Source organism: Bacteroides sp. HF-162 (genome assembly GCF_015679285.1).
Taxonomy (GTDB): domain Bacteria; phylum Bacteroidota; class Bacteroidia; order Bacteroidales; family Bacteroidaceae; genus Bacteroides; species Bacteroides uniformis.
Window position 1 is genome coordinate 33712 of record NZ_CP064937.1, and the last position, 13027, is coordinate 46738.

The following is a 13027-nucleotide window of genomic DNA, read 5'->3' on the forward strand; positions in this document are numbered from 1 at the left end:
TTAATCATGAAGAAAATTTTATTTCTTGCAACCATCCTATTGGCTAATATTTCATGCCAAGAGGAAGAAATCAACACACAAATCGAGCCTTCCGTACCCCAATCTAAAAACCTTCAAATTGTGCAAATCACCAACCAAGGGGAAATTATTCCAATCAATGGAACTACAACCAGAAGTTCTGTAGAAGGAGAACTTGCACTACAATTCATTTCCGAGTCCGATTACCAATCGACTATAACAGAAATCAGCCACATGACTGCTAAAGAAAGATTGGAATACGTAGACAACTTTATCTCTCTGCAGAAACTTGCCAACGAAGCGGACATGGAATTAGATGAAATAGGCGCAGTAGCAACCAGCGAAGCCGACTTCAGAAAGAAATATGCCCAATACGTAGAAAAGTACAGTGAAAAACTGATTACGAACAAATATGATGTAGAAGACTTGACACTGTACGTTCCCGATGGCGACAACCTCTCTACCTACCTTATCAATGAAAACAAAAAAGTAGTGATAGGCAATGAAGTCAAAGAAATTTCACTAAACAATGACATGAGTAGTTCTGAGAAAGCAGTATTTGCTGCTGATACGAGAGCCGGTGCAACAAACCAATTTACTTTCAAAGAAACAAAGGATGGGAAAAAGACAACTGGTTCCGTCACTCTTGAAGCATCAAGTGGCATATTTGTCCATGTGGGTTGCCAAAAGAAGTTATGGTATGGTTGGAGAAGAGATACACACAGAGATATATTCTTTCAATTAAGTGCATCTCCAATGTATTATACTCTCCCTAATGCCATTGGAGAACCTTACCGACTCAATTCTGTGCAATATCATGCATTCCATGATAACGGTGGAGATTATAAATTTGCTACGGGTGGGTTACAACCGGGAAATAGAATTCTTTCAGGGAATTTACGTGTTTGGACAGACATGATGGTCAATACAGCAGACTCAGTTCTATACAAATATGTATATGTAAACTATGAAGGAAAAAAATATGGGAATTTCGGTGACCACAAATTACCAAGACTTGATAACAATAAAGCATACGGAGGTAGTTTCACATTAACAATGCCATAAAAATGAAAAAGATTATAATATTCTTCATTCTTACAGCATATCTGTTGCCCCAAGCCTCTGCCCAACAAGTCAAATTCGGCGTTGAAGCTGGCGGCAACTGGTCTCACTACAAAAACGATAAATCGAAAGCCGAACAAGTGGGAAGCATGGGAGGCGGTTTCCAACTGGGCGGAACCGTGGACTATGAGTTCAAGCACCATTGGATGTTGATGTCGGGACTTACCTGGATGCAAACCCGAAGCAGTATGGAGCTGTTCAATGCCAGCGTGCCTTACTTCCCCGATACGGAAATAAAGATGAACCACTTGAACATCCCCATAAAAATAGGCTACAACATCCGTATCAACAAAAGCCTCAGCCTGATACCCTACATCGGTGTCTACGGCTCCATCAACTTCAATGCAGGTAAATGCGACGTAAAGAACCCTTATTATACAGGAGAAACCAATCATTGGAAACCTATGGACGGGTATTCATACATCGTGCCGACAGAAGCAGACATCCCGTATGAATATGAAGCTACCATAGACGCTTTCCGCCGTTGGAATTATGGTGCGGTGGGAGGCATGAAAGCAGTAATAGCAGGCAGATACACCGTTTCACTCCAATACTACGAATCCATAAAGAAAGTACAGAAACAATGTAACCTACGCAACTATGGTTATCAGCTCAGCGTAGGCTATCAATTCTGATACAAAAACTAAAGTCTATAAGAAAGTTGCACATACCCGACACAAGGGATGTGCAACTTTTATAATCGGTTTAAATTTATCAGCTTCAGCATCATTCACCTTATCTGTTTTTCGTTCAAACATCTTTCACCAGAAAGCACTGTCAATCAACTACTTCTTTGTAAAGGTGAAGGTTATAAAGCACAATAAAATGCCTACTTCTTCCGTTTCCGCTTCTTTGCCGATTCCACCGCTTCGGCCACCACCGGCTTATTTGCAAACCGCTTGGTGTAGTTGCTGTAATCGGGAACAGTGCGTTCATACGTCGGGTCGACAAACAACGGGCTGGAAATGATATGGTCTGCCGTACTGCGGTTGCAGCAGAACACGATGTTCTCCACACCGGCAAGGCGGGTCAACGCCTTCACATCCGTATCGTGCGGCTGAAGGGTCATCGGGTCGGTGAAAAAGAAAAGATAGTCAATCTCTCCGTCCACAATGCGCGAGCCCATCTGCTGGTCACCGCCCAAAGGACCGGATTTAAGGATAGTGAAATCCCACTCCACATCAGGATGTTTCTCCCGGAGGGCTTCGAGGATAAGGGTACCCGTGGTGCCCGTACAATAGAATTTATGCCCCATCAGCAATTCCGAGTTCCACAGTACCCACTCGATGAGGTCTTTCTTCATGGCGTCGTGTGCCACTAATCCGATTTTTCTAACTAGTTTTTCCATAATTCAAAACCTTTAATAGATTGAACAATTATAAAAGGCAACAGTTCCTACAATTGGGAAAAGAATTTCTTTCCATGCAGATAAAACTGCGCCAATATACTGCTTTTTGTCCGTTCCGGTATTACGGCAAGCGTAGTTTTTTTCAGATTCTCTTTGCGGGACGCTGCCAATGAAGTGCGAAGGGAGTGGTAGGCACGGCGCGCACGGAATACGGCCAAAGCATTGGGTAACTGGCCTTTCAGCATGAAACTGAACGCAGCCACATAATCGAGCACCACACGTACACGCATCACGGACGCCAAGTCCTCCTGCGGCAGATTCTTATAAAGCATGACAAGGTTATTACGAAAATTGAGGAAGGTCTTGCGCGGATTCTCCTTCTTCAAAGTGGCCCCTCCCACATGAAATACCACACTCTGCGGTATACATGCCAACTGTCTGCCACGGGCACGAAGCCGCCAACATAAATCTATCTCCTCCATGTGGGCAAAAAAACGTCCGTCCAGCCCACCCGCTTCCCGGTAGTCTGCCAGACGGATGAACAGAGCCGCCCCCGTAGCCCAGAAAATGGGTATCACCGTGTCGTATTGCCCCTTGTCCTCTTCTACCACGCCCATAATACGGCCGCGGCAGAAGGGATAGCCATAGCGGTCGATGAAACCTCCCGCAGCTCCGGCATACTCAAACTGCCCCTTGTTACGCCAACTGCGTATCTTCGGCTGGCAAGCGGCCGTCTCCGGATAGGCATCCATATACTCTGCCAACGGGACAAGCCAGTGCTCGGTGACCTCTACATCGGAGTTGAGCAGCACTACATATTCTGCCTCCACCTGCTTCAATGCCAGATTGTATCCGTCGGCAAAACCGTGGTTCTCTTCCAGCAGAATCAAGTGCACAGAAGGAAACTCGCGACGGAGCATTGCCACAGAAGCATCCGTAGAGCCATTGTCCGCCACATACACCACAGCACCATCCGCCTCCGAAAAACGCACAACAGAGGGAAGGAAGGAACGGAGCATATCACATCCGTTCCAATTCAATATGACAACAGCAATCTTATCCATGTTGCACAGATTCTTTTCGTTTCTTTTTCCAACGTTTATGAGACCAGAACCAATAAGCCGGTTCACGCCGGATGGTCTGCTCCAGACGACGGGCGAAGCACTCGGTTATCTCGCCATCCGCCGTCTGCTTGGGAGTTTCGGTAACCAAGTCGAAGAGCACTTTGCAATATCCTCTGGATGTCCGTTCCAATTCACAATAAAAGACGGGGAAGTCCATCAGCTTGGCAATGCGCTCGGCGCCATCCATGAACACGGTGTCCTGATTCAAGAAAGTAGTCCAATAATGGGCCTCGCTGCGGTTGGGCGACTGGTCTGTAATCAGGCCGATGGCTATCCGCCTGCCTTCACGGCGAAGCTTTATCACTTCGCGTGCCGTGGAATGTTTCGCCACATTGTATCCTCCGAACCGGGCGCGGATATGCTTGAACATCTCGTCCAGATACTTATTGCTTAGCGGTTTGTACACCTGCACCGGGATGTCGCCCGGATGCATGATGGCCCCCATGCCTATAATCCACTCAAAATTGGCATAATGAGGAATCAGCAGTACAATGCCTCCATGCTTCTCTATCATGGCAAGGTATTCTTCCTTATTATCATACTTCATCCGGCGGCAGAGCTCCTCGAAAGACATGCGCAGCATCTTCACCTCTTCCAGCATATAGTCGCAGATATAATGGTAGAACTTGCGCTCTATCTCCATCAATTCGGTTTCCGACTTCTCCGGAAAGGAATTGCGAAGGTTGCGGCGAACGACTTTCTTCCGATAATGCACGACGTGGCGCATCAGGAAGTACAGCCCGTCAGACAATGCATAAAGCGCCCGGAAAGGCAGAAGTGCCACAAGCCACATGCCCGCATAAGTCAGCCAATAGACAATTTTTGATTTCACTTCGTCAGTTATGAGTTATAAGTTATGAGTTATGAGTTATTTGTTGCAAAGGCGGCATTCCTCATTCCATTGCTCCCAAGAGTGCGATGCCGTCGGCATTGAAATCGCCCAGGCGCACAGACACGAGCTGGTTGTCCAAGGCAGCATCATGAGGGACTTCCACACGGATATAATTGGGAGTGAAGCCGTGCATCGGCAGTCCGGGTTTGGGACGTTCCAGCAACACCGGCATCGTCTGCCCGATATGGCGCGCATAAAAAGCACGGGTCTTTTCGTCCGAAAGCTCCAGCAATTGCTGGCTCCGCCGATGCTTTTCTTCGGGTGCCACCACGTGGTCTATCTTCAAGGCCTGCGTGCCGGGACGCTCCGAATAGCTGAAGACATGGAGCTGCGTCACGTCCAGGCTCTTGATAAACTCATAAGCCTGCCCGAAATACTCCTCCGTCTCTCCACGGGTACCCACAATCACGTCTACCCCTATAAAGGAATCGGGCATCACTTCCTTTATCTTCTTTATCTTCGAGGCAAACAAGGCGGTATCGTAACGGCGTCGCATCAGCTTCAGCACCTCGTCACTGCCCGACTGCAGCGGTATATGGAAATGAGGCATGAAACGCCGGGAACGGGACACGTATTCTATGATTTCATCTGTCAGCAGATTCGGCTCGATGGAGGATATGCGGTAACGCTCAATGCCTTCCACCTCGTCCAGCGCCTTCACCAAGTCGAAGAAAGTCTCACCGGTAGACTTGCCGAAGTCTCCGATATTGACGCCGGTCAATACAATTTCCTTTCCACCTTCGGCAGCCGCCTGGCTGGCCTGCTCCACCATAGAAGCAATGCTGCCGTTACGGCTACGTCCGCGGGCAAAGGGAATGGTGCAATAGGAACAATAATAATCGCAGCCGTCCTGCACTTTCAGGAAGAAGCGTGTCCGGTCGCCACGCGAACAAGACGGGGCAAACGAACGTATATCCTTCAAAGCGGAAGTGTAGGCCTCGCCGGTCTCGTGCTTCTGCAGATTGCCCAGGTAGTGGAGCAGGTCCTTCTTCTGCTCGGCTCCCAGCACGACGTCCACACCTTCTATCTTTGCCACCGTCTCCGGTTTCAGCTGGGCATAGCAACCGGTCACCACGACAAATGCACCCGGATGTTGCTTCACCAGTTTGTGGATGGCCTGGCGGCACTTCTTGTCCGCCACTTCCGTCACCGAGCAGGTATTCACTACACAAATATCCGCTTTCTCACCCTTGCGCGCCGTACGTACGCCCGCTTCCCGCAAAATTTTACCGATAGTAGAGGTCTCCGAGAAGTTCAGTTTGCACCCCAACGTATAGTAAACCGCCGTCTTATCTTGAAATATATTGGTATCTATCATGAGCTTATAAACACATTTATGCTGCAAATATATACATTATTAATCTATTTTTCCTACTTTTGCACACTCAACTAAAATTTGTGCAATGATACAAGAGAACTTTATCAAACTATACGAGCATAGTTTCCGCGAGAATTGGGACCTCCCCTGCTATACCAACTATGGAGAAAACGAGAGCTATACTTATGGCGAAGTGGCACAAGAAATAGCCAGACTGCATCTTATTTTCAAGTACTGCCAACTGCGCCGCGGCGACAAGATAGCCGTCATCGGCAAGAACAATGCCCGCTGGTGCATCGCCTATATGGCCACCATCACCTACGGTGGTATCGTAGTCCCCATTCTGCAAGACTTCAACCCCAATGATGTCCATCATATCGTAAACCACTCCGAATCGACGTTCCTCTTCACCAGCGATGCCATTTGGGAACATCTGGAAGAAGAACGACTTACTGGACTTCGCGGTGTGTTCTCACTGAGCGACTTCCGCTGTCTGTATCAGCGGGACGGCGAAACCATCCAGCGTTTCCTCAAGCATCTGGGCGATGAAATGGAAGCGACCTACCCGAACGGGTTCCGCAAGGAAGACATCGTTTACACGGACCTTTCCAACGACAAGGTCATGCTGCTGAATTATACCTCGGGCACCACCGGATTCAGTAAGGGCGTCATGCTGACGGGAAACAACCTGGCCGGCAACGTCACCTTCGGCATACGTACCGAGCTGCTGAAGAAAGGGGACAAAGTGCTCTCTTTCCTGCCTTTGGCACATGCATACGGCTGCGCATTCGATTTCCTTACCGCCACGGCCGTCGGCACACACGTCACACTGTTGGGAAAAGTGCCTTCCCCAAAGATTCTGATGAAAGCTTTCGAGGAAGTGAAACCCAACCTGATTATCACCGTCCCCCTTGTCATTGAAAAGATATACAAGAATGTCATACAGCCCATCATCAACAAAAAGACCATGAAATGGGCGCTCAGCATTCCCTTGCTCGACGGACAGATATACGGGCAAATCCGCAAGAAACTGATTGACGCACTGGGCGGACGTTTCAAGGAAGTCATCATAGGAGGCGCAGCCATGAACCCGGAAGTGGAAGAATTCTTCCACCGCATCAAGTTCCCCTTCACCATCGGCTACGGCATGACTGAATGTGCCCCTCTCATCAGCTATGCTCCCTGGAATGAATTCGTCCCGACTTCCTCCGGACGGGTACTCGACATCATGGAAGCCCGTATCTGCAAGGAAAACCCGGACGACAAACTCGGCGAAATACAAGTACGTGGCGAGAACGTGATGACGGGTTATTACAAAAACCCCGAAGCCACCAAAGAAGTCTTCACCGAAGACGGATGGCTTCGCACCGGCGACTTGGGTACACTGGACGACGACAACAACCTATACATACGCGGACGCAGCAAGACCATGATTCTCAGTTCCAGTGGACAGAATATCTTCCCCGAAGAGATAGAAGCACGGCTCAACAACATGCCTTTCGTCCTGGAAAGTCTTGTCATCGAACGGAATAAAAGACTGGTAGCGCTGGTTTATGCCGACTATGAAGCCCTGGATTCCTTGGGACTAAACCAGCCGGATAACCTTAAAACCATCATGGATGAGAATCTCAAAAATCTGAATAACAGCGTGGCAGCCTACGAAAAAGTAAGCCAAATCCAACTTTATCCGACAGAATTTGAGAAAACGCCCAAAAGAAGTATCAAGAGATACTTATACAACAGCATTGCCGAAGATTAATATGTTGTAAAACATATAGATAGGGATAAAAACAGCCGAAGCTCCAAAAAAAATATAAAAAAAGTTGGGGTTTCGAGAACAACATATTCAAAAAGTACATACCTTTGCAACGTTTTAATAAAGCAATTGATTGTATTACGTTTTAAAAGTAAAGAAAATGAAAAAATTAGTTTTGATGGCTGCAGCTATCGTAGCAGTATCTTTCGCATCTTGTGGCAACAAAGCAGCTAACGCTGAACAAGCAACTGCAGATTCTATCCGTATCGCTGACTCAATCGCAGCTGTAGAAGCAGCAGCAGCTGAAGCCGCAGCAGCAGCCGCAGCAGCTGACACTGTAGCAGTAGATAGCGCAGCTGTTGTAGCTGAATAATTTCAGTACAACACTCGAGAGAATTGAAAGTCTGACGTGCATACAAGCACACCAGACTTTTTTTATGTCTTATCCTCTCCTTCTGTTCCCTTCCAATTGTTAAGTCTTGGTCTTATTTCACAAAAAAGGGTATAATATGGCAGATAAATGATAAAGTATAGTGCATATACCAAATAAAAAACGTTACTTTGCATCAACAAAACAATAAGAGGTTTATTACGATCTGCGTTTCATTATGTCTCTCCTCGATTAACCACATTGAGAATTTTCATTTCTGACTACAACTTCCTAAGACTCCTTTATTGAATTATTAATTTTTTATTTTTGTATTTTATGAATATGTACATTGGAAACCTTAACTACAACGTTAGGGAATCAGATTTGAGACAAGTAATGGAAGAGTATGGAACAGTAGAATCAGTAAAACTGATTATGGACCGTAATACAAACAGATCAAAAGGTTTTGCCTTCGTGGAGATGCCCGAAGCTGCTGAAGCCCAACAAGCAATCAACAAACTGAATGGAGCAGAATATGTAGGCCGCCAGATGGTAGTAAAAGAAGCATTGCCAAGAAACTAAAAATTATTGACTGACAATAAGCAAGGGCATATCTTAATAATAAGATATGCCCCTTCTTTGTTATTTGCATTTTTCCTTTATCTTTGATAAAACATACGTTCAAAAAAACATGAAAACAAAACTGATAGAAAAAGCAAAACAAATAAGCACTGAATATAAATTTGGAGACTTCTTCCGTAACTTTCTTGCTGTCATATTGGGTATTATCATCACCTTTGCAGGAAGCGACTGGATTACAGAACACAATGCCCAAAAAGAAGTGAAGGAATCCATACTATTGGTAAAAAGTGAATTGCAAACGAACCGTGAAGATATAGCATATATAAAAGAATTAGTAGAACTGGAACAAAAAGGCGCCTTATATCTATTGGAATACAAAGGTAGAATACAGGAGGCCGACCCGGATTCTTTACAAAAATATGATAGATTACCCTTCCAAAGCATTTCTTTTAATGCAATGTACGACGCATTGAAAATGCTCAAAGCTTCCGGCCTCATTCCCAAAATCAAAAACAAAGAACTGACTGTGCAAATTTTGACCGCCTACGCTATAGTCAGGAACAGCCAAAGCGCTTTCGATTCATACGGCAACATAAAACAGCGTTGCCTGGAAGAGTTGATGAAAGTCCCCGATGTCAAAAAAAAGAATGAATTCCACCAACTATATTGATTGGAATTTCTACTTCAAATATCCAGAAGGAGTCGCTCTCATACAGCAAATCCCCCAAATACAAAGTACTGATATTTACCAAAATCATTTGAAAGCAATAGACAAAGTCATTGCAGCCATTGATGAAGAATACAACCAATAAAATCTCAATCACATACTTATGAAAAACAAGCTGAAAAAAATCTTTGTCTGCCCCACCGTTAAAAGGCGATTGGGAGATTTTATCTGTAACTTCACAGCAGTTGTATTAGGCATCTTACTGACCTTTGCCGGCAGTAACCTCATTGAAGAACATAAAAAACAGAAAGGACTTAAGGATGCACTATTACTGGTCAAAAATGAGATGTTACTCAACCGGGGATACATGACACAGATGATGGAAAGAGAAGAATTTGAAAAACAAGGAGCTTCATATCTGCTTCAGCACAAGGAAAACATTGCAAAGGCAGCACCCGACTCTTTAGAGAAATATGGGAATTTACCCTTTCAGACACAGACCTTCATTTACATTAACGATGCAATGGAAATGCTTAAAACGTCCTCGCTCATGTCTGCCATCAGAGACAAGGAACTTGCGACTCAAATCATTAAAACATACAATGCAATAAAAGGCTCCTATGAAACCTTTAATTCATTTATGGAAATAAAGCAAAAGAAGGTTGATAAATTAATCAATAAACCGGAGGTACAAAAATTCTTGACCAATGATGCAGATTACTCAACAGCAGAAGAATGGACTTTTTTCTTTAAATTTCCGGAAGGAATCCAGTTAATTCAGCAGATATATTTCACCCATGACAGTCCAACCCGTATGTACAACAGATTTATCAAGCAGATTGATGAAACGGCATCTGCCATTGACGAGTTCTACAAATAGTGGCCAATTTGCGATTCAAACAAACAAAAAGCCCCATTTCTTATACAAAGAAATCGGGCTTTCTATTTATAGCGTACTTATTTATGCTTCTTCAGCAACCACCTCAAAAGGAACTTCTACAGAAACTTCCTTGTGCAACTTAACGATAGCCTTGTAGTTGCCAACTTCTTTCACAGCATCCTTCACAACGATAATCTTACGATCGATATTGTGACCCAATTTAGCCAGCTCTTCAGCAATCTGGATGTTACCAACAGAACCGAAAATAGTACCAGTGGAGCTAACCTTAGTAGCAATCTTCAATGATACACCTTCCAGCTTAGCAGCCAGTTCTTCAGCATCCTTTTTGATTTTCTCCAGCTTGTGAGCACGTTGTTTCAACTCTTCAGCCAACATTTTCTTTGCAGCCGGTGAAGCGATAACAGCTTTACCGGTCGGGATGAGGTAGTTACGACCGTAGCCAGACTTTACTGTTACGATGTCGTTCTTATAACCCAAGTTTACGATGTCTTCTTTCAATATAATTTCCATACTTTCCTCCTCCTATTATTTCATCATGTCAGTTACATAGGGCAGCAACGCCAAGTGACGTGCTCTCTTCACAGCTTGAGCTACACGACGTTGGAACTTCAAAGAAGTACCGGTAATACGACGCGGAAGGATTTTACCTTGCTCATTCAAGAATTTCTTCAAGAATTCAGGATCTTTGTAGTCAATGTACTTAATACCGCTCTTCTTGAAACGGCAGTATTTTTTCTTCTTAACGTCTACTGAGGGTGGAGTTAAATATCTGATTTCTGATTGAACTTGTTGTGCCATGATTAATCCTCCTTTTTAGTTGATTTAACACTTCTTCTCTTCGCAGCATATTCAGCAGCGTACTTGTCTTGTTTGAAAGTCAAGAAACGGATAACGCGCTCGTCACGACGGAAGTTTACTTCCAATTTTTCAATGACAGTAGGTTCTGCATTGAACTCAATCAGCTGATAGAAACCGGTTGACTTCTTCTGGATAGGATATGCCAGCTTCTTCAGTCCCCAGTTTTCTTCATTTACAATCTCAGCACCTTCAGCAGTAAGGATGCCTTTGAATTTCTCTACCGCTTCCTTCATCTGAACATCAGACAAAACGGGAGTCAAAATGAAAACGGTTTCGTATTGATTCATACTCGTTTAATTAAATAAATAAATTATTCGTTTTAAAAATGCGGTGCAAAGGTAGACATTTTATTTTGAACTACAAACATTTAATGTTTTTTTGTGTAGGGATATAGGAATTGTCTTCAGCTTGCCTTATCTTTGCAAAGTTGTTTAAACAATAATTTCATGATAGAGCAATTTAACTTTGATATCCGCCTTATCTTTGCCATACTGAACGGCAAAGTGTCGGCTGCCATTAACCGCAAACTGTCCCGTAACTTCCGTCAGAACGGTCTGGAGATTACTCCGGAACAGTGGACTGTCCTCATCTTCTTATGGGAAAAGGACGGGGTGACACAACAAGAGTTGTGTAATGCAACTTTCAAAGACAAGCCCAGCATGACGCGCTTAATAGACAATATGGAGCGTCAGCATCTCGTCGTGCGCATATCGGACAAGAAAGATCGCCGCACCAATCTGATACATTTGACCAAGGACGGCAAGGAACTGGAAGAACGTGCGCGCGTCATTGCCAACCAGACCCTCAAAGAAGCCTTGAAAGGCATCACCATCGAAGAGCTCAGTGTGAGCCAGGAGGTACTGAGAAAGATTTTCTTCAATACCAAGGACTAAGATATAGGGATTAGGGCTTAAGGATTAGAGATTAAGGGAGGAGAAAAAAGGGGATGAAGCTTCATTTTTCATTCCTCATTCTCCATTCTTTATTAAAATATGGATTTTTTGCAAAAATAATTTCGCTTGTTAAAGAATTATGCTTTTCTTTGTGACAAGAATACGAAAGAATATAATAATCTAATTAAAATACACACACATGAAAGGTTTATTAAAAAATCTGGGATTGATATTAGTCGTAATAGGAGCTGTAATCCTGGTTGCATGTTCTTTTACCGGCAATGTTAACAACAATGCCATCTTGGGCAGTTCTGCCGTTTTGGTTGTAGTGGGATTGATTTCCTACATTGTCATCAACAAGAGAATTGCCGACTAATATCAAAAGGAAAGAAATAAAGAAGGCGGTTTGCATATACATGCAAGACCGCCTTCTTTATTTTCTCTTCTTCTCTTCCTCCCAAGCCAAGTCTCATCAAGACTCAGCCTCCGGAGTAATCAGTTTATATCCCTTTCCGTGAATATTGATGATTTCAATTGAATCATCTTCTTTCAGATGCTTACGCAACTTCGTGATATATACATCCATACTACGTGCATTGAAATAGTTGTCATCAATCCAGATAGTCTTCAATGCAAAATCACGCTGCAAGATTTCATTGGCATGTGCACAAAGCAAACCCAGCAGTTCAGATTCCTTGGTGGTCAGTTTGGTCTGCTTCTCAGCAGTCGCCAGAATCTGTTTCTGCGTATCGAATGTAAACTTACCAATCTTATAGATGTTGCTCTCCTTGTTCTTCTTTCCGCGAACGCGTCTTAGAATAGCTTCAATTCTGAAAGTCAGTTCTTCCATACTGAAGGGCTTGGTGATGTAGTCATCGGCACCAATCTTGAAACCTTCCAAAATATCTTCCTTCAACGTCTTTGCCGTCAAGAAGATAATTGGAATTTCGGCGTTGGCCGCACGCACTTCCTGCGCCAGTGTGAATCCGTCTTTCTTCGGCATCATCACATCAAATACACACAAGTCATATTTATTCTTCAGGAAAGCCTTGTATCCTGCCTCTCCATCGGGATATAACTCGGCGGCGTAACCTTTTGCCTGTAAATATTCTCTCAAAAGCATGCCAAGATTTTCATCATCTTCGCACAATAAAATACGCAGTTTCTCGTCCATATCA

General features: G+C 44.3%; 17 protein-coding genes. 9 read left to right on the forward strand and 8 right to left on the reverse strand.

Features of this window, described 5'->3' with window-relative positions:
* The first annotated feature begins 6 nt into the window (after positions 1–6).
* Complete coding sequence (locus ITJ87_RS00145) at positions 7–1083, forward strand: DUF4848 domain-containing protein (protein WP_117966758.1); 1077 nt, start codon at positions 7–9, stop codon at positions 1081–1083.
* 2 nt (positions 1084–1085) lie between these two features.
* Entirely contained in the window at positions 1086–1775 is a 690-nt protein-coding gene (locus ITJ87_RS00150) for a porin family protein (RefSeq protein ID WP_117966755.1), read from the forward strand.
* Positions 1776–1969: 194 nt separating this feature from the next.
* Here the strand turns inward: ITJ87_RS00150 and ITJ87_RS00155 are convergent, their stop codons facing one another.
* The 4 genes from ITJ87_RS00155 to mtaB all read right to left on the reverse strand — a co-directional run bounded on the left by ITJ87_RS00155 (position 1970) and on the right by mtaB (position 5822).
* Entirely contained in the window at positions 1970–2488 is a 519-nt protein-coding gene (locus ITJ87_RS00155; RefSeq protein WP_005833226.1) for a methylglyoxal synthase, read from the reverse strand.
* Between the two features lie 47 nt (positions 2489–2535).
* The gene (locus tag ITJ87_RS00160) at positions 2536–3552 is read right to left on the reverse strand and encodes a glycosyltransferase family 2 protein (protein ID WP_117966752.1); all 1017 of its coding nucleotides are present in this window, start codon (positions 3550–3552) and stop codon (positions 2536–2538) included.
* Complete coding sequence (locus ITJ87_RS00165) at positions 3545–4444, reverse strand: lysophospholipid acyltransferase family protein (protein ID WP_117966749.1); 900 nt, start codon at positions 4442–4444, stop codon at positions 3545–3547. Before ITJ87_RS00165 ends, ITJ87_RS00160 begins: the two co-directional genes overlap by 8 nt.
* Positions 4445–4505: 61 nt before the next feature.
* The gene (mtaB, locus tag ITJ87_RS00170; RefSeq protein WP_117966767.1) at positions 4506–5822 is read right to left on the reverse strand and encodes a tRNA (N(6)-L-threonylcarbamoyladenosine(37)-C(2))-methylthiotransferase MtaB; all 1317 of its coding nucleotides are present in this window, start codon (positions 5820–5822) and stop codon (positions 4506–4508) included.
* Between the two features lie 85 nt (positions 5823–5907).
* Here mtaB and ITJ87_RS00175 point away from each other — a divergent pair, with 85 nt between their 5' ends.
* The 5 genes from ITJ87_RS00175 (at position 5908) to ITJ87_RS00195 (ending at position 10077) form a co-directional block, all read left to right on the forward strand.
* Positions 5908–7581, forward strand: coding sequence for a long-chain fatty acid--CoA ligase (locus ITJ87_RS00175; RefSeq protein WP_008664099.1), 1674 nt, complete (start codon positions 5908–5910; stop codon positions 7579–7581).
* A gap of 157 nt (positions 7582–7738) precedes the next feature.
* Positions 7739–7951: a hypothetical protein gene (locus ITJ87_RS00180; RefSeq protein ID WP_005833237.1), complete on the forward strand. Its 213-nt coding sequence runs from the start codon at positions 7739–7741 to the stop codon at positions 7949–7951.
* A 333-nt stretch (positions 7952–8284) separates the two neighbouring features.
* Positions 8285–8530, forward strand: a complete 246-nt coding sequence (locus ITJ87_RS00185) for an RNA-binding protein (protein WP_117966746.1) — start codon at positions 8285–8287, stop codon at positions 8528–8530.
* 109 nt (positions 8531–8639) lie between these two features.
* Positions 8640–9200 (forward strand): hypothetical protein, encoded by a 561-nt coding sequence (locus tag ITJ87_RS00190; protein WP_117966743.1) that lies wholly within the window; start codon positions 8640–8642, stop codon positions 9198–9200.
* Between the two features lie 160 nt (positions 9201–9360).
* Positions 9361–10077 carry a hypothetical protein gene (locus ITJ87_RS00195; protein ID WP_117966740.1) on the forward strand — a complete coding sequence of 239 codons (717 nt, stop codon included), beginning with the start codon at positions 9361–9363 and terminating at the stop codon, positions 10075–10077.
* A gap of 81 nt (positions 10078–10158) precedes the next feature.
* Here ITJ87_RS00195 and rplI read toward each other — a convergent pair whose 3' ends face one another.
* Genes rplI through rpsF form a run of 3 tightly spaced genes read right to left on the reverse strand, consistent with a single transcriptional unit; the run spans position 10159 to position 11243 of the window.
* On the reverse strand, positions 10159–10608 hold the full coding sequence (gene rplI / locus ITJ87_RS00200; protein ID WP_025832525.1) for a 50S ribosomal protein L9: 450 nt from the start codon (positions 10606–10608) through the stop codon (positions 10159–10161).
* A gap of 15 nt (positions 10609–10623) precedes the next feature.
* Positions 10624–10896, reverse strand: a complete 273-nt coding sequence (rpsR, locus tag ITJ87_RS00205; protein ID WP_004288442.1) for a 30S ribosomal protein S18 — start codon at positions 10894–10896, stop codon at positions 10624–10626.
* A gap of 2 nt (positions 10897–10898) precedes the next feature.
* Positions 10899–11243, reverse strand: a complete 345-nt coding sequence (gene rpsF, locus ITJ87_RS00210) for a 30S ribosomal protein S6 (protein WP_025832522.1) — start codon at positions 11241–11243, stop codon at positions 10899–10901.
* Positions 11244–11402: 159 nt separating this feature from the next.
* On the opposite strand from rpsF, the gene ITJ87_RS00215 reads away from it, so the two are divergent.
* Both ITJ87_RS00215 and ITJ87_RS00220 read left to right on the forward strand, forming a co-directional pair.
* Complete coding sequence (locus ITJ87_RS00215; protein ID WP_005830183.1) at positions 11403–11849, forward strand: MarR family winged helix-turn-helix transcriptional regulator; 447 nt, start codon at positions 11403–11405, stop codon at positions 11847–11849.
* Between the two features lie 199 nt (positions 11850–12048).
* Complete coding sequence (locus ITJ87_RS00220; protein WP_165491355.1) at positions 12049–12225, forward strand: hypothetical protein; 177 nt, start codon at positions 12049–12051, stop codon at positions 12223–12225.
* Between the two features lie 96 nt (positions 12226–12321).
* Here ITJ87_RS00220 and ITJ87_RS00225 read toward each other — a convergent pair whose 3' ends face one another.
* Entirely contained in the window at positions 12322–13023 is a 702-nt protein-coding gene (locus ITJ87_RS00225) for a response regulator transcription factor (protein ID WP_005830176.1), read from the reverse strand.
* Positions 13024–13027: the final 4 nt, after the last annotated feature.

What these genes read in the sequence shown, in the direction of transcription:
- ITJ87_RS00145 (WP_117966758.1), top strand. Translation starts at nt 7, where the DNA reads ATGAAGAAAATTTTATTTCTTGCAACCATCCTATTGGCTAATATTTCA.
- ITJ87_RS00150 (WP_117966755.1), top strand. Translation starts at nt 1,086, where the DNA reads ATGAAAAAGATTATAATATTCTTCATTCTTACAGCATATCTGTTGCCC.
- ITJ87_RS00155 (WP_005833226.1), bottom strand. Translation starts at nt 2,488, where the DNA reads ATGGAAAAACTAGTTAGAAAAATCGGATTAGTGGCACACGACGCCATG.
- ITJ87_RS00160 (WP_117966752.1), bottom strand. Translation starts at nt 3,552, where the DNA reads ATGGATAAGATTGCTGTTGTCATATTGAATTGGAACGGATGTGATATG.
- mtaB (WP_117966767.1), bottom strand. Translation starts at nt 5,822, where the DNA reads ATGATAGATACCAATATATTTCAAGATAAGACGGCGGTTTACTATACG.
- ITJ87_RS00175 (WP_008664099.1), top strand. Translation starts at nt 5,908, where the DNA reads ATGATACAAGAGAACTTTATCAAACTATACGAGCATAGTTTCCGCGAG.
- ITJ87_RS00180 (WP_005833237.1), top strand. Translation starts at nt 7,739, where the DNA reads ATGAAAAAATTAGTTTTGATGGCTGCAGCTATCGTAGCAGTATCTTTC.
- ITJ87_RS00185 (WP_117966746.1), top strand. Translation starts at nt 8,285, where the DNA reads ATGAATATGTACATTGGAAACCTTAACTACAACGTTAGGGAATCAGAT.
- ITJ87_RS00190 (WP_117966743.1), top strand. Translation starts at nt 8,640, where the DNA reads ATGAAAACAAAACTGATAGAAAAAGCAAAACAAATAAGCACTGAATAT.
- ITJ87_RS00195 (WP_117966740.1), top strand. Translation starts at nt 9,361, where the DNA reads ATGAAAAACAAGCTGAAAAAAATCTTTGTCTGCCCCACCGTTAAAAGG.
- rplI (WP_025832525.1), bottom strand. Translation starts at nt 10,608, where the DNA reads ATGGAAATTATATTGAAAGAAGACATCGTAAACTTGGGTTATAAGAAC.
- rpsR (WP_004288442.1), bottom strand. Translation starts at nt 10,896, where the DNA reads ATGGCACAACAAGTTCAATCAGAAATCAGATATTTAACTCCACCCTCA.
- rpsF (WP_025832522.1), bottom strand. Translation starts at nt 11,243, where the DNA reads ATGAATCAATACGAAACCGTTTTCATTTTGACTCCCGTTTTGTCTGAT.
- ITJ87_RS00215 (WP_005830183.1), top strand. Translation starts at nt 11,403, where the DNA reads ATGATAGAGCAATTTAACTTTGATATCCGCCTTATCTTTGCCATACTG.
- ITJ87_RS00220 (WP_165491355.1), top strand. Translation starts at nt 12,049, where the DNA reads ATGAAAGGTTTATTAAAAAATCTGGGATTGATATTAGTCGTAATAGGA.
- ITJ87_RS00225 (WP_005830176.1), bottom strand. Translation starts at nt 13,023, where the DNA reads ATGGACGAGAAACTGCGTATTTTATTGTGCGAAGATGATGAAAATCTT.